This window comes from Proteus vulgaris (assembly GCF_023100685.1).
Classification (GTDB): Bacteria; Pseudomonadota; Gammaproteobacteria; order Enterobacterales; family Enterobacteriaceae; genus Proteus.
In genome coordinates, this window is record NZ_CP090064.1 from 1 (window position 1) to 19,116 (window position 19,116).

Here is a 19,116-nt window from a genome sequence, read left to right on the forward strand (position 1 = left end):
GTGTCACTTTCGCTTTGGCAGCATTGTCTTGCCCGATTGCAGGATGAGTTACCTGCCACTGAATTTAGTATGTGGATACGTCCCTTGCAGGCAGAATTAAGCGATAATACGCTGGCGCTGTATGCACCTAATCGTTTTGTTTTAGATTGGGTAAGAGAAAAATACATTAATAATATCAACGCATTATTAGTGGATTTTTGTGGCTCTGAAGTCCCTTCTTTGCGTTTTGAAGTGGGTAATAAACCTGCATCGACACGTACACCGGAAAGTGTTCCTAAAACTGTCGTACATCCGACAGTAAATACGGCACCTACGTATAGTCAGTCCGTTCGCCCTAGCTGGGATAATCAACCCGCGTCTCAACTGCCTGAGCTGAATTATCGCTCTAACGTTAACCCAAAACATAAGTTTGATAACTTTGTTGAAGGTAAGTCTAACCAGTTAGCGAGAGCTGCAGCAAGACAAGTTGCTGATAATCCTGGTGGTGCTTATAACCCACTCTTTTTATATGGTGGAACAGGGCTAGGTAAAACGCACTTGTTACACGCAGTGGGTAACAGCATTATGGAACGTAAAGCGAATGCAAAAGTCGTTTATATGCATTCTGAACGTTTCGTACAAGATATGGTAAAAGCGTTACAAAATAATGCGATAGAAGACTTTAAACGCTATTACCGTTCTGTGGATGCACTATTAATTGATGATATTCAATTTTTTGCCAATAAAGAGCGTTCACAAGAAGAATTTTTTCATACCTTTAATGCATTGTTAGAGGGTAATCAGCAAATTATTTTAACCTCAGACCGTTATCCTAAAGAGATTAATGGTGTTGAAGATAGATTAAAATCACGCTTTGGTTGGGGATTAACGGTGGCGATTGAACCACCAGAACTTGAAACCCGAGTAGCGATTTTGATGAAAAAAGCGGATGAAAATCAAATTCAGTTACCTGACGAAGTGGCCTTTTTTATTGCTAAAAGACTTCGTTCTAACGTCCGTGAGCTTGAAGGTGCATTAAACCGAGTGATTGCTAACGCGAATTTTACAGGTCGTGCGATTACTATCGACTTTGTACGTGAAGCATTACGTGATTTACTCGCTCTACAAGAAAAATTAGTCACTATCGATAATATTCAAAAAACAGTTGCTGAATATTATAAAATTAAAGTGGCCGATTTACTGTCGAAGCGGAGATCCCGATCGGTTGCCCGTCCGAGGCAAATGGCAATGGCGCTGGCAAAGGAACTCACAAACCACAGCTTGCCTGAAATCGGGGATGCCTTTGGTGGTCGTGATCATACAACTGTTCTTCATGCTTGTCGTAAAATAGAGCAATTGCGTGAAGAAAGTCACGATATCAAAGAAGATTTTTCTAACTTAATCAGAACATTATCATCCTAGCGCTATGAAATTTATCATTGAACGTGAACAGCTTCTTAAGCCGCTACAACAAGTGAGTGGCCCTTTGGGTGGTCGTCCTACCTTACCTATTTTAGGTAACTTATTGCTTAAGGTGACTGAAAACACCTTATCACTAACAGGAACTGACCTTGAAATGGAGATGGTGGCGAGAGTTAACCTCAGCCAATCTCATGAAATTGGCGCCACAACTGTTCCTGCGCGTAAGTTTTTTGATATTTGGCGTGGGTTACCTGAAGGCGCAGAAATTAGTGTTGAGCTTGATGGTGATCGCCTTTTAGTGCGCTCAGGTCGTAGCCGTTTTTCATTATCAACCTTACCAGCATCTGATTTTCCTAACTTAGATGATTGGCAAAGTGATGTTGAATTTACCTTGCCTCAAGCAACATTAAAACGCCTCATTGAATCCACTCAGTTTTCAATGGCACATCAAGATGTGCGTTATTACCTCAATGGTATGTTGTTTGAAACTGAAAATACAGAATTACGCACAGTTGCAACAGATGGGCACCGTTTAGCCGTATGTTCGATGGATATCGGGCAATCTTTACCGGGTCACTCGGTTATTGTTCCTCGTAAAGGTGTTATTGAATTAATGCGTCTACTGGATGGTGGTGGTGAAAGTTCACTACAACTGCAAATCGGTAGTAATAATATACGGGCACATGTCGGTGATTTTATTTTTACCTCGAAGTTGGTTGATGGTCGTTTCCCTGACTATCGTCGTGTATTACCGAAAAACCCAAATAAAACAGTGACTGCGGGTTGTGATATTCTTAAACAGGCATTTTCTCGTGCTGCAATTTTATCCAATGAAAAATTCCGTGGTGTGCGTATAAACCTCACCAACGGTCAATTGAAAATTACAGCAAATAACCCTGAGCAAGAAGAAGCAGAAGAGATAGTTGATGTTCAATATCAAGGTGAAGAAATGGAAATTGGCTTTAATGTCAGTTATCTCCTTGATGTATTGAATACATTGAAATGTGAAGAAGTTAAGCTGTTACTAACTGATGCCGTTTCAAGTGTTCAAGTTGAAAATGTGGCAAGTTCTGCGGCTGCTTATGTTGTTATGCCAATGCGTTTATAATAGTCACTAACATGATTTTATCCCGTTTATTGATCCGCCATTTTAGAAATATCGAACAGGCGGATCTGCCATTAGCGGATGGCTTTAATTTTCTTGTTGGACCAAACGGGAGTGGTAAAACAAGTATACTTGAAGCGATTTACACCTTAGGACATGGACGAGCATTTCGTAGTTCTCAAGCAAATCGCGTGATCCAACATGATGAAAATGAATTTATTCTTCATGGGCGTTTAAGTGGGCTTAATGAAGAGAGCCGTGGCTATGCGATTGGATTGAGTAAAGATCGCGAAGGTAATAGCACGGTACGCATTGACGGAAGCGATGGTCATAAAATTGCAGAATTAGCCAAATTATTACCCATGCAATTAATTACACCTGAAGGTTTTACTTTACTGAATGGTGGACCTAAATATCGTCGCGCGTTTATCGATTGGGGTTGTTTTCATAATGAACCTCGATTTTTCGCTGCATGGTCGGATTTAAAACGTGTTTTAAAGCAACGTAATGCGGCACTAAGGCAAGCAACGTCTTATCGACAGCTAATGCCTTGGGATAAAGAACTTATCTTATTAACGCAACAGATAAGTGAATGGCGAGCTCAATATACCGAAGATATCGCTAAAGATATTGAAGAAACGTGTCGTCTGTTTTTACCAGAATTTTCGCTGAAAGTCAGTTTTCAGCGGGGCTGGGATAAAGAAACTGATTATGGTGAGTTGCTAGCACGTCAATTTGAACGTGATAAAATGTTAGCCTATACCTCACTTGGTGCTCATAAGGCAGATCTACGCATTAGAGCAAACGGCACGCCAGTAGAAGATATGTTGTCACGAGGTCAGCTCAAGCTATTGATGTGTGCTTTGAGACTGGCACAAGGTGAATATTTCACTCGTAAGAATGGGCAAAGATGCCTGTATCTGCTCGATGATTTTGCTTCCGAATTAGATGCAAGTCGGCGTCAGTTGTTAGCCGAGCGTCTAAAATCTACGCAAGCTCAGGTGTTTGTCAGTGCGATAACACAAGGGCAAGTGAAAGATATGCTAGATGTAAATAGCAGGCTATTTAGCGTAGAACGTGGCAAAATAGAGGTTAAACCATAGGAATAAAGCGAGAAACGTTGATGTCGAATACATATGACTCCTCAAGTATCAAAGTATTAAAAGGGCTGGATGCGGTGCGTAAGCGCCCGGGGATGTATATCGGGGATACAGATGATGGAACCGGTCTGCATCACATGGTCTTCGAGGTGGTCGACAACGCAATCGACGAAGCCCTCGCGGGTTTCTGTGATGAGATTATTGTCACTATCCATTCAGATAACTCCGTCTCTGTTCGAGATGATGGTCGTGGAATTCCAACCGGCATTCACCAAGAAGAGGGTGTTTCAGCAGCAGAAGTTATTATGACAGTTCTGCATGCTGGGGGTAAATTCGATGATAACTCCTATAAAGTCTCTGGTGGACTTCATGGTGTAGGGGTTTCTGTTGTTAATGCGTTGTCTGAAAAACTCGAACTGACTATTCATCGCGATGGAAAAATCCATCAGCAAATTTATCGTCATGGTGTACCTGATGATCGCTTAAAAGTGATTGGCGATACCGAAAAATCAGGAACATTTGTTCGTTTCTGGCCAAGTCTTGAAACCTTTAAGGGCGAGACTGAATTCCAGTATGAAATTTTAGCAAAACGTCTTCGTGAGTTGTCATTCTTAAACTCAGGCGTTTCTATCCGTTTAATTGATAAACGTGATAACCGTGAAGATCATTTCCACTACGAAGGCGGTATTAAGGCATTTGTTGAATACTTAAGCCGTAATAAAACGCCAATTCACCAAAATGTATTCTACTTCTCAACAGAGAAAGACAATATTGGTGTAGAAGTTGCGATGCTGTGGAATGATGGTTTCCAAGAGAATGTTTACTGCTTTACCAACAATATTCCACAACGTGATGGTGGTACACACTTAGTTGGTTTCCGTACTGCAATGACACGTACGTTAAACAACTATATGGATAAAGAAGGTTTTAATAAGAAATCGAAAATCAGTGCAACGGGTGATGATGCTCGTGAAGGTCTGATTGCGGTTGTCTCTGTTAAAGTACCTGATCCTAAATTCTCATCACAAACAAAAGATAAGCTGGTTTCTTCTGAAGTTAAAACAGCAGTAGAAACGCTGATGAATGAGAAGCTGGTGGAATACCTGTTAGAAAATCCAAATGACGCCAAAATCGTTGTTGGAAAAATTATTGATGCTGCTCGTGCTCGTGAAGCTGCGCGTAAAGCGCGCGAGATGACTCGTCGTAAAGGTGCTTTAGATTTAGGTGGCTTACCAGGTAAATTAGCAGACTGTTCTGAACGTGATCCTGCTTTCTCTGAACTGTATTTAGTGGAAGGGGACTCTGCGGGCGGTTCTGCAAAACAGGGGCGTAACCGTAAAACGCAGGCTATTTTGCCGTTAAAAGGTAAAATCCTAAACGTTGAGAAAGCGCGTTTTGATAAAATGCTGGCGTCTCAAGAAGTAGCAACATTAATCACAGCATTAGGTTGTGGTATCGGTCGCGATGAATATAACCCAGATAAACTGCGTTATCACAGCATTATCATCATGACGGATGCCGACGTCGATGGTTCTCACATTCGTACTCTGCTACTGACATTCTTCTATCGTCAAATGCCAGAAATTATCGAGCGTGGTCATATCTTTATTGCTCAACCACCACTTTACAAAGTGAAGAAAGGGAAGCAAGAGCAATACATCAAAGATGATGACGCGATGGACGAATACCTGATGTCGATAGCACTTGATGGTGCAGCACTTTATATCAGTGAACATGCGCCAGCAATGCACGGTGAGCAACTTGAAAAACTGGTTGTTGACTACCATGCTGCACATAAAATTATTCGTCGTATGGAGCGTATTTATCCACTGAGTATGTTAAATAGCTTGGTGTATCACTCAACGCTAACAGAAGATGCGTTATCTGATAAAGCTAAAGTCGAAGAGTGGATGAGTGGCTTGGTTAACCGTCTAAATGAAGCGGAAGATCAAGGCAGTACTTATAGCTATACTATTGCTCAAAACGATGAAAATCGTCTATTCGAACCTGTATTACGTATTCGTACTTACGGTGTAGATACAGACTACAAATTGGATTATGACTTTATCCACAGTAGCGAATATCAACGTATTACCCATTTAGGTGACATTATTGGTAACCTAATTGAAGAGGGTGCGTTTATTGAGCGTGGAGAGCGTCGTCAGGTGATTTCAAGCTTTGAAGAAGCACTTGAGTGGCTAACGAAAGAATCTCGTCGTGGCCTTGCTGTACAGCGTTATAAAGGTCTTGGGGAAATGAACCCAGAACAATTATGGGAAACCACCATGAACCCAGATACACGCCGTATGATGCAAGTAACCGTTAAAGATGCGATTGCAACGGATGAGCTATTTACTACGTTAATGGGCGATGCGGTTGAACCTCGCCGTGCCTTTATCGAAGAGAATGCGCTGAAAGCGGCAAATATTGATATCTAATTACGTGTGATTTCATCACGAAAAATAAAAACCAGCTAATTTAATTAGCTGGTTTTTTTTATATTTATAGACGATATTTTATCGAAAGATTAACGCAGAATATTCAGCATACGGCGTAAAGGCTCTGCGGCACCCCATAACAATTGGTCACCGACAGTAAAGGCTGAAATAAATTCAGGGCCCATATTCAGTTTACGAATACGGCCTACAGGTGTGCTCAATGTACCTGTAACTGCGGCAGGTGTTAACTCTCTAATAGTCAATTCACGATCATTAGGAATGACTTTTACCCAGTCGTTATGGCTGGCAAGTAATTGTTCAATTTCAGCAACAGGTAAATCTTTTTTCAGTTTTAGAGTAAATGCTTGGCTATGGCAGCGTAATGCGCCAATACGAACACAAAGACCATCAACAGGGATAATATTTGAACCTGTGTTTAAAATCTTATTGGTTTCAGCTTGTCCTTTCCACTCTTCACGGCTCTGGCCGTTTTCTAATTGTTTATCAATCCAAGGGATCAAGCTACCTGCTAGAGGAACACCAAATTGTTCAGTAGGCATCGCACCACTGCGTGTAAAGTTAGTGACTTTGCGTTCAATATCTAAGATTGCTGATGCTGGGTTTTCAAGCTCTTTTACTACTTGATTATGTAGAGAACCCATTTGTGACAGTAGCTCTCTCATATGACGAGCGCCAGCCCCAGAAGCTGCTTGATAGGTGGAGACACTTGCCCATTCCACTAAGTTGTTCGTAAATAAACCCCCTAATGACATCAGCATTAAACTGACCGTACAGTTACCACCAACAAAAGCTTTGATGCCTTTGTTTAAGCTGTCTTGAATATGTTGACCGTTGACAGGATCGAGAATAATCACAGCATCATCATTCATACGTAATGCAGATGCGGCATCAATCCAGTAACCTTGCCAACCTGCTTGGCGCAGTTTTGGATAGATTTCATTGGTATAGTCACCACCTTGGCAACTAATAATAATATCGAGTGATGCTAGCGTATCAATATCATAAGCATCTTGCAGAGTGCTACGGTGATTACCATAAGCAGGTGCTGCTTCACCTAATTGAGATGTGGTGAAGAAAACAGGGTTTATCCCATCAAAATCACGTTCTTCAACCATTCTTTGCATTAAAACGGAGCCGACCATACCACGCCAGCCCACAAAACCAACATTTTTCATTGTAATTACCCTGTCTTTGTCTGTAGGAATAGTGAGAGACCTCACACTAACCTGACAAAATATAGAGATAGGTGCAAGTGAATTTATTGATTATTTACCAAAGAATTAGAAGTGTTTCTTATAGTCTTCGTAGAGTTAACAAAAGAAAGCCACAGAACGAACAAATATCAATGAGTTGTTAAAAAAGAAAATAGGTTCGCCATAAAAATGTAAGAATATTCTGTTATATCTTATTTTGTTTTTTTGGATAAACAAAAATATATTCTTGTTTAAGAAAATAGAGTAAAAATAGAAAAATGTAAAATAGTGTAATATATAAGAAAAACGTATTTACTTAGAGGTCACTCCAAGCTTTATACTAAATGCTACTGTTTAATAGATGATGTATTTTCATAAATAAAAAATAATGATGAAGGTTCTTCATTTTATTTGAATTTTATTTTACCGCTTATTAAGTGGTGTTAGGAGGCGAAATGGATATATCAACAGTCATTCCATTATCTACGTACTACTCGTATTTAAAACGGTTTGTGATTTCACCAACCACGATGGGTACTATCGCGCCTTCATCTCGTTGGTTATGTTATGAAATGCTGGATAAACTCAATTGGCAACAGGACATTCAAGTTGCTGAATTAGGTGCTGGCACAGGGGTTATTACCCAACAAATTTTAAAAAGAATGTCGGTGAGTTCCTCATTAGATGTTTTTGAAATAGAACCTAGTTTTGCAACAGAATTAGATAAAATCGATGATAATCGATTAAAGGTTTACACTGCATCTGCGGAGAAATTAGACAGTCATTATAATATGATTATTTCAGGATTACCTTTTTTATCTATACCAAAGAAAACAGGCTTAAGAATTTTAAAACGAGTGCATAAAGAGTTATTAAAAACACAAGGTTGTTTTGTGTTATTTCAATATACTACTCGATATGAAAAAACGTTATCTCGTTATTTTCATTTAGAAAAGAAATTAGTCTTGCTTAATGTTCCTCCTGCTTGGGTTTATTATTGCACGCCTAAAAATAATATAGGGTAAATGCAAGGCTTGCTCGCTTTTTATATTGCAAATAACAAATAAGAATAGATGTTATTTATTTAGATAAAGTTTGAGCAAGCAAGATAATACTCTTTTCAATTTCATTTGGATTATGAGCAGCATATCCTAATAAAACACCTTTCTTTGGATATGTTTGAATACAGTAACGCGCCAAAGGCTGTATGGCTAATCCTATTTCTCGCGCTTTTTTAACGACATATTCTTCTGTATAACCTGATTTTAGCCAGCAGACAATATGGATGCCCGAATCCGTGGGCTCAACATGAAAAACATGAGATAAATGTGTTTTTATAGCATTAGTTAACACTTGATAACGTTCATAGCAGGTTTTTCTTATTCTTCTTACATGGCGGGCGTAATGCCCTTGAGACATAAATAGCGCTAATGTTGCTTGTTCTAGAAAACCTGAATGTGAATCGGTGTAGTATTTAGCGACTTTAAAGGCTTCGATTAAGGCTTGAGGTACGACTAAAAAACCTAAACGAAATCCGGGATACATCATTTTTGAAAATGTTCCAGCATAGACAACTCGCTGATATTTATCTAACCCTTGTAGGGATTGGATAGGTTTAGTGTGATAGCGAAACTCACTGTTATAGTCATCTTCAAAGATCCATACATTATTGGATGATGCCCACTCTAACAACGCAATACGGCGTGAAAGTGAGAGCGTATTACCCAAAGGGAATTGATGAGAAGGTGTGGTAAAAACAAGTTTTGCTTCAGGGCACTGCGCTATTCCTTGAGAAATATCCATTCCATCAATATCTGAACTTATTGGATGTGGTTTTATACCATAAGAAGTGAAGATACCCCGAGCACTGTCATAACCAGGATCATCTAGCCAAACGGTATCTCCCTCTTGTAATAGTACTCTAGTGGTGAGATTTATCGCTTGCTGCGTACCATTTACAATAATGATTTGCTCAGGCTGACAAGTGAGCCCTCGAGTTGATTGAACATATTGGCATATCATCTCTTTTAAAGGAGTGTAGCCTGTTGGCGAATTAAATGTTGCGAGTGCTTTTTTTGATTGTCGCCAAACCCGCCCTAATAATCTTCCCCAAAGTTCATGAGGAAAAAGATCCACACAGCCAACGCCAACATGAAATATAGGACTGCTATTGATATTGGGTTGTGACTGTTGCCAAAAAGCGTGTGCTTTTTGCATATTGGGGTTTAGTGTTTCTAATGGGTTTTTGATGTGTGATGAAGAAATAGAGTGGATGGTTTTGGCCCACTTATCCGAAATAATGGCATCTGGGATTGTGTTTGCAACAAAAGTTCCTGCACCACGACGAGTAAATAAATAACCTTCATCAATTAAACGTTCAAAGCCTGCAATAACAGAGTTACGAGAAATCGACATCATTTCGGCTAATGTGCGACTTGATGGTAGACGGCTACCTGATGTTAAGCGCCCATCTAAAATCGCCTTTCTAATCGCGTGATAAACCTGAGAACCAATGGGTCCTTCTTCTAAAACAAGATTAGGGAAATACGCAGTTTTTTTCTGTTTCATAAAGTGGATCCTATAAAAACACAAAAAGTGTACCTTATTGAGAACCAAAATTAAACGTACCATGACCACGATTAAAGGCAGGTGATACTTTTTTATAGCATTGATGAAAGTAGAAGGAAGTGAAGAGATGAGCACAACACCAATAACTGTTTCAATCCAGTTTGTTGAGCAAGAGCATTATGCTCAATGGTTGCCACATTGGTTAAGTTATCAAGCATTTTATAAAGTTGAGTTATCAGAAGAGATAACATTAAAAACATGGGCACGTTTTTTTGATGAAAAAGAACCTGTTTATTGTGCCATAGCAATGGAAGGTGAAAAGGTATTGGGTTTTGTTCATTATCTTTTTCATCGTTCAACATGGGCTGAAAGTGATTTTTGTTATTTAGAAGATTTATTTGTTTCACCAGATACACGTGGTCGCCATGTAGGTAAGCAACTTATTGAGTTTGTTCATCAACAAGCAAAACAGCGTGATTGTGCTCGTCTATATTGGCATACACAGGAAACTAATTTACGTGGTCAGCGCTTATATAATTGGGTAGCAGAAAAACCGGGTGTGATTGAATACCGTATGGCGCTATAAAAGAATGTTAGATAGGACAGGCCGGGTATAAAAGAGATGGCGATATTTACCATCTCTTTTCTGAGTTAGGGTTATTTATTTGATTTTGGGTTAATTAAACTCTTGTTGGCAATAAAACTCATTGCCAACTTTTTTTGCTTCTTCACAAGCCTGTTTCATTAATTCATCTGCTTTTTGCTTGTTAGGCTCAATAATATGATATTGGCCAGAGAACATAAAAGAAGCCATTGCTTGAGCGAATCCTTCAAAAGTCATTTCATTAGCTTTTGCAAACCATATATTCGCTTTTTCTGTATCTACAGGCACATTGCCAACCCCACTATAAAGAACACCTAACCAAATCGGAGCGTAAACAAGCTCTGGTTGATGAATCGCTGCGACTTCTTCTAATAATACAATCGCTTTTTTGTGATCTGTTTCTCCAGATAATGGCGCAATAAGAGCTGTTGCTAAACTTATTTTTCCTCTTATGCTTCCTTTATTTACTGCGAGAGTAGCTAATTTTTTTGCTTCGATATAATTATTTTTAAAATAAGGGTCGGCATTAAATAAGTAAATATCAGCAAGCAGTGCGTAGGCATCGGCATAATCATTTTTTATTGCTTCATTTGCCCACAATTGTGCATTAAGAAGGTTTTTTTCTACACCGGCTCCCATCGAATACATTTCAGCTAATTGATATTGAGCTTGTGCATTATGGTTTAGTGCTTCTTTGCGAGTATCTTCAAATTTTCTTTTATCTTGCTCTTCAAAATTAGCATGTAAAGAAAACGAGCAAACAAGAGTAAGTAGGCTGATAAGAGTCGAAATATATTTAATAAATGTCATGTAGAGTACCGTTTGTAATGATTTTGAAAATCTTACCAATAATAATGGTATAAAAGCAGTTAATTTCTTCGACTTAATCATATGAATAATATTGGGAGAGCCAAAATGGCTATTGATCTTAGCAATCTAGTGACTGAAAGTAGGAATCATGACAGTGAGAATATCGATACGCTTTCAACGTTGGATATGCTAAGTGTCATTAATAATGAAGATAAAAAAGTACCATTAGCCGTCGAAAAAACGTTACCTGAGATTGTTCAATTAGTTGATAAAGTTGCGACCGCTTTTTCTCAAGGTGGTCGTCTTATTTATTGTGGCGCTGGTACGTCGGGGCGATTAGGGATTTTAGATGCCAGTGAATGCCCGCCAACCTACGGTACTCCTCATGAAATGGTGATTGGATTAATTGCGGGTGGACACAAGGCTATTTTACAAGCTGTCGAGAATGCAGAAGACAATATTCAATTAGGCGAACAAGATTTACGCCAGCTTAATTTTAACGAGAAAGATGTTTTAGTGGGTATTGCTGCAAGTGGTAGAACACCTTATGTGATGGGCGCTTTACAGTATGCAAAATCACTCGGGGCGATAACGGGAGCGATTAGTTGTAATCCTGAAAGCCCGATTGCCAAACTTGCTGATATTGCTATTACACCAGTTGTGGGTGCTGAAGTGATAACCGGATCATCACGTATGAAAGCGGGTACAGCACAAAAACTTATCTTAAATATGATAACCACAGGTGCGATGATAAAGATTGGCAAGGTATTTAGTAATTTAATGGTGGATGTTGAAGCGACCAATGCCAAATTGGTTGAACGCCAAATTCGTATTGTGATGCAAGCAACCGAGTGTGAAAGAACTATCGCTGAAGAAGCGTTATCACAATGTCATCGTCATTGTAAAACGGCAATTTTAATGATCCTAGCAAATGTAGATGCACCGCAAGCCACACAGATACTTAATCAAAACAAAGGATTTATTAGAAAGGCATTGGGTGAGTGATTTTCATTTATTAAATAGAGAGTTAAATTTTATTCTTGATTAAAGCCAGCAAATACAAGGTATCTACTGGCTTGGTGATGGGTTGTAAACAGCTAAGAAATCTTACTCAATGTTTTGGATCTGCTCGCGCATTTGTTCAATTAAAACTTTTAATTCAATGGCTGAATTAGTGACTTCTGTATTAATTGATTTTGAGGCTAACGTATTAGATTCACGGTTAAATTCTTGCATCATAAAATCAAGACGACGACCTACCGCTTCCTTTTTCACAAGAATTTTGCGTGTTTCTTTAACGTGAGCTTCTAATCTATCAAGCTCTTCAGCAACATCTAAACGTTGCGCTAACATCACTAACTCTTGCTCTAAGCGATTATTATCAATTTGAACTAGAGCTTCTTCTAATTTGCTGGTTAAGCGCTCACGTTGCCAAAGTAAGATTTCTGGCATTTGGGCTTTCACTTTCACCACTTCTGCGCTAACTGCATCTAAGCGTTGCTCGATAAGTTCCTTGAGTGATTGGCCTTCGGCTTCACGACTAGCAATAAATGCGTCAATTGCTAAATCTAATTCAGCTAAAAGCTCAGTACCAATGGCATCTAAATCTTGCTCTTGTGCTGAGATAACACCTGGCCAACGTAAAATATCAAATGGGCTGATAGTGCCTTCATGGCTGTGGCTTTTTACCCAGTTGGCAGAAACAATCAGTTGTTTTGCCAAATTTTCATCAAGATTAAGTTCACCTTGAAAACGAGCGTTAAGATCAAAGCGTAAATTACATTCAATTTTACCACGGGTTAAGCGATTACGTAGACGTTCACGAATAACGGGTTCTAAACTACGTAATTGCTCAGGTAAACGAATATAAGTTTCAAGGTAACGTTGGTTTACGGAACGCAGTTCCCATGCAGCGCTACCCCAGTCTTTTTTGATGTCTCGGCGAGCAAAAGCGGTCATGCTACGGATCATAATAGGGTCTCAATAGTGTAAAAGATGATACGATTATAACCCTAGGCATCGATACAGGATAGGCATAAGCCATTTTAGGTCGTATAATGCGCCCCCAATATGTCAGAGAAAGCGGAGATAACACCATGCGTCCAGCAGACAGACAAGCAGACCAAGTACGTCCTATTACCATAACTCGCCATTATACAAAACATGCTGAAGGTTCTGTATTAGTTGAGTTTGGTGATACTAAAGTCTTGTGTAACGCCACTGTAGAAGACGGTGTACCACGTTTTCTTAAAGGACAAGGGCAAGGATGGGTGACCGCAGAATACGGTATGTTGCCTCGTGCCACCAATAGCCGTAATGCACGCGAAGCGGCTCGCGGTAAACAAACCGGCCGTACTATGGAAATTCAGCGTTTAATTGCTCGTTCATTACGTGCAGCGGTTGATTTAAAAGCATTGGGTGAATATACCATCACTGTTGATTGTGATGTTATTCAAGCTGATGGTGGTACACGTACTGCGTCTATCTCTGGTGCTTGCGTAGCATTAGTTGATGCATTAAATAAAATGGTTGAAGAAGGTAAGCTGAAAAAAAGCCCTCTAAAATCAATGGTAGCTGCAGTTTCTGTGGGTATTGTTGATGGTGAACCATTATGCGATCTTGAATATGTTGAAGATTCTGCAGCAGAAACTGATATGAATGTGGTGATGATTGATGATGGTCGTATGATTGAAGTTCAAGGTACGGCAGAAGGCGCCCCATTTAGCCATGAAGAATTACTTGCTTTACTCGCCCTAGCGAAGGGGGGATTAGAGAAGATATTTGAAGCGCAAAAAGAGGCGCTTAAGCAATAGATTTTATATTTAAGGCGACTGAAAAGTCGCCTTTTTTATGCCTAAAATTTGTCATCAAGTAACGTAGAGAGGAGAAAAAAATGAAAGCCTACCAACGCCGCTTTATCGAACTAGCATTAGCAAAAAATGTGCTGAAATTTGGTGAGTTCACACTAAAATCAGGACGAGTGAGTCCTTACTTTTTTAATGCCGGTTTATTTAATACAGGGCGTGATTTGGCTTTACTGGGGCAATTCTATGCGCAAACATTATTAGATAATAATGTGCCTTGTGACGTGTTGTTTGGGCCTGCTTATAAAGGTATCCCCATTGCAACTACAACGGCAGTCGCATTAGTTGAACATCATGATATTGATATTCCTTATTGCTTTAATCGTAAGGAAGCGAAAGATCATGGTGAAGGGGGAACATTAGTAGGAAGTCCTTTAAAAGGTGATGTTGTGATTGTTGATGATGTTATCACAGCAGGTACAGCTATTCGTGAATCAATGGAAATTATTAAACAGCATGATGCAACGCTTTCTGCTGTGTTATTAAGCTTGGATAGACAAGAGAAAGGGCGAGAAGAACTTTCTGCAATACAAGAGTTAAAACGTGACTATCAATGCCAAGTGTATTCGATTATTACTCTAGATGATTTAATTAACTACCTAAGTGAGAGTGAAACGTTATCTGAGCATTTACCTGCAGTTAAAGCTTATCGTGAGCGCTATGGCGTTAATTAATAAAGTTAAAATACGATAAATAAATGGTTGATTATAGGTAAAAAAAAGCCCTCGCCCAATAATGGGCGGGGTGAGTAGTACAATGAATCTTCTGTGATAATTACCACAGATATTGAAATATAAAAAGGACTTTTACAGCAGGGGCAAAGCGATTCGCTAATGCCACAATGTAGGAATTGCACAAATGCCATTCCTGATAAATACATTGAGGTACTTATGTACCAGAGGACGCATGTTAACACAAATAAGAAAAAAACGGCATATATGTCAATTTCAAATTCTTGAGTTAAATCACGAGTCCATCATTTCATTGTAATTGTGCCAATATTAATGGCCAGCGAGCTTCAAATTCCAGGGTCGGTTGATAACGAAATTCAGTACGCACAAAACGCGCTAACATACCTTCACAAAAAGCGAGTAGTTGTGAAGCAAGTAAGGCTTCATCATGTAAAAATGCACTACCTTCACGAATTTTTCGCTCTTTGATAACTTGTCGAAGCTGAACTTCAATACGCTCATAAAGTTGATTTATGCGGCCTTGTAATCTGTCTTGCTCAAACATCAAAGCATGACCCGTTAAAATACGGGATAGCCCTGGATTTTTTTCAGCAAAACCGAGGATCAAGATGAGAATTAAGCGAATTCTGGCTATTGTTTCTTTTTCATCTTTTAAGATCAAATTAATACGAGAAACTAAGCTATCTTCGATAAACTCAATCAAACTATCAAACATTTTTGTCTTACTTGGGAAATGTCGATAGAGTGCCGCTTCAGATACGCCGACAGTTGCAGCTAGTTTTGCCGTTGTAATGCGTTGGCTACCATCACTTGACTCTAACATTTGAGCAAGTGATTGTAAGATTTCATCCCGTCTATTTCTTTTCTTTTTGGTTTCTTTTTCTTCTGCCATGACTGATAAGGCCCCTGCTAAAAGCAAAACAAATCAGTAAACCTTTGCACTCAAATTTTAAGTGCAAAGGGAGTGATATCGTCATTGATATAATGAATGCAAGACGTCGTTATTATTGGCGGCCGGAGTGACCAAAGCCACCGCTACCACGTTCCGTTGCGGTAAAATCTTCAACAATATTAAATTCAGCTTGAACGACAGGTACGATAACCATCTGAGCAATACGCTCGCCTGGTTCGATGGTGAACGCCTTCTGCCCACGATTCCAAACTGACACCATCAATTGACCTTGGTAGTCAGAATCAATCAGTCCAACTAAGTTACCTAATACAACACCGTGTTTATGGCCCAAGCCTGAACGAGGAAGCACCATTGCTGCTAAACCTTCATCGGCAATATGTACAGCGAGACCTGTCGGTAATAATTCAGTTTGCCCTGGTTCAAGTACCAATGGTGCATCAAGGCAAGCACGTAAATCTAAACCAGCAGAGCCTGTTGTGGCATAAGCAGGAAGTGGATATTCTTGACCAATACGAGCATCAAGAATTTTAACATCAATTTTTTTCATCATAGTGTTTGGCTATCTCGTCAAGTAGGCGATGGCTAAGTTGTGCTTTACTACTGTGTGGTAAACGCGTTTCTCCATTAGCCCAAATAAGGTGTAATGCATTGTTGTCACTGTTAAAGCCTTGATTTTCTAATGAAACATCATTGGCACAGATTAAATCGAGCTGTTTCTGTTCTCGTTTTTTGCGGGCATATTCTTCCACATTCTGGGTTTCGGCTGCAAATCCAACAACAAAAGGACGGTGCTCAATCATTTTTCCGACACTGGCGACAATATCGGGGTTTTTTACCATAGTGATGGTGACTTCATCACCTTGTTTTTTAATTTTTTCAGTCGCAATAAGTTTAGCGCGATAATCTGCAACGGCTGCACAACCAATAAAAATATCTTGTGAAGGCGCTAGCATCATCACTTGTTCATACATGTCTTGTGCGCTTTCAACGTCGATACGTTTAACACAAGCGGGTGTCGGTAATGTGACAGGGCCTGCGATAAGTGTGACATCAGCTCCACGTAGTGCGGCTGCTTGTGCAATTGCAAAGCCCATTTTTCCAGAGCTATGGTTGCTGATAAAACGTACCGGATCTAGCGCTTCACGAGTAGGCCCTGCGGTGATTGTAATTTTTTTACCCGCCAAATCTTGTTGCTGTAAAGTAAGTTGTTTTTCAGCTAATGCGACGAGCTCTAAAGGATCGAGCATTCGTCCCGGCCCTACATCACCACAAGCTTGACTACCAGAGTCAGGCCCCCAAATTAAACAGCCACGTTGCTCTAAAGCGGATAAATTTTCTTGTGTAATTGTGGCTCTGTACATTTGCTGGTTCATTGCTGGAGCAATGGCAATCGGTGCGCTACTCGCTAAACAGAGTGTGGTGAGTAAATCATTTGCCATACCCACTCGCAAACGTGCAATAAGATCGGCAGTAGCGGGTGCAAGTAGAATTAAATCAGCCCATTTGCCTAATTCAATATGCCCCATAGCGGCTTCTGCTGCAGGATCAAGTAAGTCATCTGCTACAGGGAAGCCAGAAACGGCTTGTAATGATAATGGTGTGACAAAAGCATGTGCCGCAGGTGTCATTACAACACGGACAATAGCACCTTTATCACGTAAACGGCGGACAAGTTCAGGTGCTTTATAGGCCGCAATACCACCACTAATACCAAGAATAATCTTTTTGTTGTGAAGTGTAGTCATGATGAAATGCCTAAGTACATAAATAATTGTCCGCAATTTTACCACAAGGTATCCGTGAATTCGGAATTCTATGTAACTTCATGTTTTATTGATTAAATTTTTGTGGGTCATCTCGCACAATTTTGATATGTGTCTTTTTCATACAATATAAGCAGTTTATAGTAAATTGACTGTATAAAACAACAGTTGTTTTATGATTGGCGTTTTATGATGTGCAATGAAAAAACAATAATGCGATTAATGTAAATAAAATCAATTACTAACCCTAAAACCTTTACTTAATAAGGAGCCCAAGGATGGAAAATCAATCGGTTAGTGCGCTTTTACCCAGAGAGAAATTGTTACTTTATGGCGTGGGATCCCTTTCGGATATTGAGTTACTTGCGCTTTTTTTACGCACCGGCACTTATGAAAAATCTGTATTAGAATTGGCGGCTTTTTTACTTAAAGAGTGTGGTTCTCTTTATCATGTTATTAATGCTGATTATGAAACGTTAGGGCGCTTTAAAGGTGTAGGGATCGGTAAATTTACCCAGCTACAAGCGATTAATGAGATGGCACAGCGCTTTTCCACAACACAATTTATGTATAAAAATGTATTATCTTCTTCAGAAGATACAAAGCATTACTTACAAAAATTATTGCATTGGCGAGACAGAGAAGTGTTTGTGGTACTGTTTCTTGATAATCAAAATCAATTGATTGCATTTGAAGAGATGTTTAAAGGTACAATTAATCGAGTAGAAGTTCATCCCAGAGAAATTGTTCGTCAATCAATAAAAAAGAATGCAACATCTATTATTCTTGCTCATAATCACCCTTCTGGTATTTGCGAACCAAGTCTCGCAGATAAAGAAATAACAGAAAAAATTTTTGTTGCTTGTCAATTAGTGGGTGTAAATGTACTGGATCACCTTGTGATAGGGCATGATAATTGTGTTTCTTTCGCAGAACGAGGTTGGTTGTAGCAAATATTTTTGTAATTATTGTCAATCTTTATTTGTACGGGTCTTGAGCGTTGAGGCCATTGGGCGTATACTACGCCACCTTTGAGGATCTTGGGTTTGGCGAGAAGAGCCTATCTCAGCAAGTTTTTTCTGAGGTGTTTACACAGTTTTTCAATCGTTAAAAGTTGCTGAGATGGGCTCCAAAGCCTGACGAGGCGGTCAAACCTGATATTAAAGCTCGAGCTGATTAGATTTTTGGAGAATAGACATGTCCCGAGTCTGCCAAGTTACCGGCAAGCGTCCTGTGAGTGGAAACAACCGCTCTCACGCATTAAACGCGACTAAACGCCGTTTTCTGCCAAACCTGCACTCTCACCGTTTCTGGGTTGAGTCTGAGAAACGTTTCGTAACTCTGCGTGTATCTGCTAAAGGTATGCGTGTGATTGATAAGAAAGGCATCGAATCTGTATTAGCAGATTTACGTGCCCGTGGTGAGAAGTTCTAAGGAGCTGAAAAATGGCTAAAGGTATTCGCGAGAAAATTAAACTCGTCTCTTCTGCTGGTACAGGTCACTTCTATACCACTACGAAGAACAAACGCACTATGCCAGAAAAACTGGAAATGAAAAAATTCGATCCAGTTGTTCGTCAACATGTGCTTTATAAAGAAGCTAAAATTAAATAATTTTAGTTTTCTTAAAAAACCCGACCTTAGT

At 39.6% G+C, this 19,116-nt stretch carries 19 protein-coding genes; 12 read left to right on the forward strand and 7 right to left on the reverse strand.

All coding sequences use genetic code 11. From position 1 onward, the window contains the following. The 4 genes from dnaA to gyrB are packed head-to-tail and all read left to right on the forward strand — an operon-like array spanning position 1 to position 6,044. A complete protein-coding gene (dnaA, locus tag LW139_RS00005; RefSeq protein ID WP_247850457.1) occupies positions 1–1,401 on the forward strand; it encodes a chromosomal replication initiator protein DnaA in 1,401 nt (466 codons plus the stop codon). A gap of 4 nt (positions 1,402–1,405) precedes the next feature. After that, positions 1,406–2,509: a DNA polymerase III subunit beta gene (gene dnaN / locus LW139_RS00010; RefSeq protein WP_166539281.1), complete on the forward strand. Its 1,104-nt coding sequence runs from the start codon at positions 1,406–1,408 to the stop codon at positions 2,507–2,509. 11 nt (positions 2,510–2,520) lie between these two features. Then, positions 2,521–3,609, forward strand: a complete 1,089-nt coding sequence (gene recF, locus LW139_RS00015) for a DNA replication/repair protein RecF (protein ID WP_072070479.1) — start codon at positions 2,521–2,523, stop codon at positions 3,607–3,609. 20 nt (positions 3,610–3,629) lie between these two features. Further along, on the forward strand, positions 3,630–6,044 hold the full coding sequence (gene gyrB / locus LW139_RS00020) for a DNA topoisomerase (ATP-hydrolyzing) subunit B (protein WP_166539282.1): 2,415 nt from the start codon (positions 3,630–3,632) through the stop codon (positions 6,042–6,044). A gap of 89 nt (positions 6,045–6,133) precedes the next feature. On the opposite strand, the gene asd is transcribed toward gyrB, so the two are convergent. Then, positions 6,134–7,240 (reverse strand): aspartate-semialdehyde dehydrogenase, encoded by a 1,107-nt coding sequence (asd, locus tag LW139_RS00025; RefSeq protein ID WP_247850458.1) that lies wholly within the window; start codon positions 7,238–7,240, stop codon positions 6,134–6,136. A 473-nt stretch (positions 7,241–7,713) separates the two neighbouring features. Between asd and LW139_RS00030 the strand changes: the two genes are divergently transcribed. Continuing rightward, on the forward strand, positions 7,714–8,283 hold the full coding sequence (locus LW139_RS00030; RefSeq protein WP_166539283.1) for a class I SAM-dependent methyltransferase: 570 nt from the start codon (positions 7,714–7,716) through the stop codon (positions 8,281–8,283). Positions 8,284–8,338: 55 nt separating this feature from the next. Here LW139_RS00030 and LW139_RS00035 read toward each other — a convergent pair whose 3' ends face one another. Continuing rightward, on the reverse strand, positions 8,339–9,826 hold the full coding sequence (locus LW139_RS00035; RefSeq protein WP_247850459.1) for a PLP-dependent aminotransferase family protein: 1,488 nt from the start codon (positions 9,824–9,826) through the stop codon (positions 8,339–8,341). A 127-nt stretch (positions 9,827–9,953) separates the two neighbouring features. On the opposite strand from LW139_RS00035, the gene LW139_RS00040 reads away from it, so the two are divergent. Continuing rightward, on the forward strand, positions 9,954–10,412 hold the full coding sequence (locus LW139_RS00040; protein WP_247850460.1) for a GNAT family N-acetyltransferase: 459 nt from the start codon (positions 9,954–9,956) through the stop codon (positions 10,410–10,412). Positions 10,413–10,502: 90 nt separating this feature from the next. On the opposite strand, the gene LW139_RS00045 is transcribed toward LW139_RS00040, so the two are convergent. Then, positions 10,503–11,240: a tetratricopeptide repeat protein gene (locus tag LW139_RS00045; protein ID WP_247850461.1), complete on the reverse strand. Its 738-nt coding sequence runs from the start codon at positions 11,238–11,240 to the stop codon at positions 10,503–10,505. 105 nt (positions 11,241–11,345) lie between these two features. Between LW139_RS00045 and murQ the strand changes: the two genes are divergently transcribed. Continuing rightward, on the forward strand, positions 11,346–12,245 hold the full coding sequence (murQ, locus tag LW139_RS00050; protein WP_247850462.1) for an N-acetylmuramic acid 6-phosphate etherase: 900 nt from the start codon (positions 11,346–11,348) through the stop codon (positions 12,243–12,245). Between the two features lie 102 nt (positions 12,246–12,347). Here the strand turns inward: murQ and LW139_RS00055 are convergent, their stop codons facing one another. After that, the gene (locus LW139_RS00055; protein ID WP_247850463.1) at positions 12,348–13,211 is read right to left on the reverse strand and encodes a YicC/YloC family endoribonuclease; all 864 of its coding nucleotides are present in this window, start codon (positions 13,209–13,211) and stop codon (positions 12,348–12,350) included. 125 nt (positions 13,212–13,336) lie between these two features. Here LW139_RS00055 and rph point away from each other — a divergent pair, with 125 nt between their 5' ends. Then, positions 13,337–14,053, forward strand: a complete 717-nt coding sequence (gene rph, locus LW139_RS00060; RefSeq protein WP_072070469.1) for a ribonuclease PH — start codon at positions 13,337–13,339, stop codon at positions 14,051–14,053. Positions 14,054–14,133: 80 nt separating this feature from the next. After that, on the forward strand, positions 14,134–14,778 hold the full coding sequence (gene pyrE, locus LW139_RS00065; protein ID WP_166539289.1) for an orotate phosphoribosyltransferase: 645 nt from the start codon (positions 14,134–14,136) through the stop codon (positions 14,776–14,778). Positions 14,779–15,085: 307 nt separating this feature from the next. On the opposite strand, the gene slmA is transcribed toward pyrE, so the two are convergent. The 3 genes from slmA to coaBC all read right to left on the reverse strand — a co-directional run bounded on the left by slmA (position 15,086) and on the right by coaBC (position 17,454). Next, positions 15,086–15,688, reverse strand: coding sequence for a nucleoid occlusion factor SlmA (gene slmA / locus LW139_RS00070; protein ID WP_166539290.1), 603 nt, complete (start codon positions 15,686–15,688; stop codon positions 15,086–15,088). A 112-nt stretch (positions 15,689–15,800) separates the two neighbouring features. Continuing rightward, positions 15,801–16,259 (reverse strand): dUTP diphosphatase, encoded by a 459-nt coding sequence (gene dut / locus LW139_RS00075; protein ID WP_109409849.1) that lies wholly within the window; start codon positions 16,257–16,259, stop codon positions 15,801–15,803. Beyond that, the gene (coaBC, locus tag LW139_RS00080) at positions 16,243–17,454 is read right to left on the reverse strand and encodes a bifunctional phosphopantothenoylcysteine decarboxylase/phosphopantothenate--cysteine ligase CoaBC (protein ID WP_166539291.1); all 1,212 of its coding nucleotides are present in this window, start codon (positions 17,452–17,454) and stop codon (positions 16,243–16,245) included. Before coaBC ends, dut begins: the two co-directional genes overlap by 17 nt. A 296-nt stretch (positions 17,455–17,750) precedes the next feature. Between coaBC and radC the strand changes: the two genes are divergently transcribed. From radC to rpmG, 3 genes are all read left to right on the forward strand, one after another. Then, complete coding sequence (gene radC / locus LW139_RS00085) at positions 17,751–18,422, forward strand: RadC family protein (protein WP_247850464.1); 672 nt, start codon at positions 17,751–17,753, stop codon at positions 18,420–18,422. A 247-nt stretch (positions 18,423–18,669) separates the two neighbouring features. Beyond that, positions 18,670–18,906, forward strand: a complete 237-nt coding sequence (rpmB, locus tag LW139_RS00090) for a 50S ribosomal protein L28 (protein WP_036914542.1) — start codon at positions 18,670–18,672, stop codon at positions 18,904–18,906. Between the two features lie 11 nt (positions 18,907–18,917). After that, on the forward strand, positions 18,918–19,085 hold the full coding sequence (gene rpmG, locus LW139_RS00095) for a 50S ribosomal protein L33 (protein WP_006534250.1): 168 nt from the start codon (positions 18,918–18,920) through the stop codon (positions 19,083–19,085). Positions 19,086–19,116 lie beyond the last annotated feature (31 nt).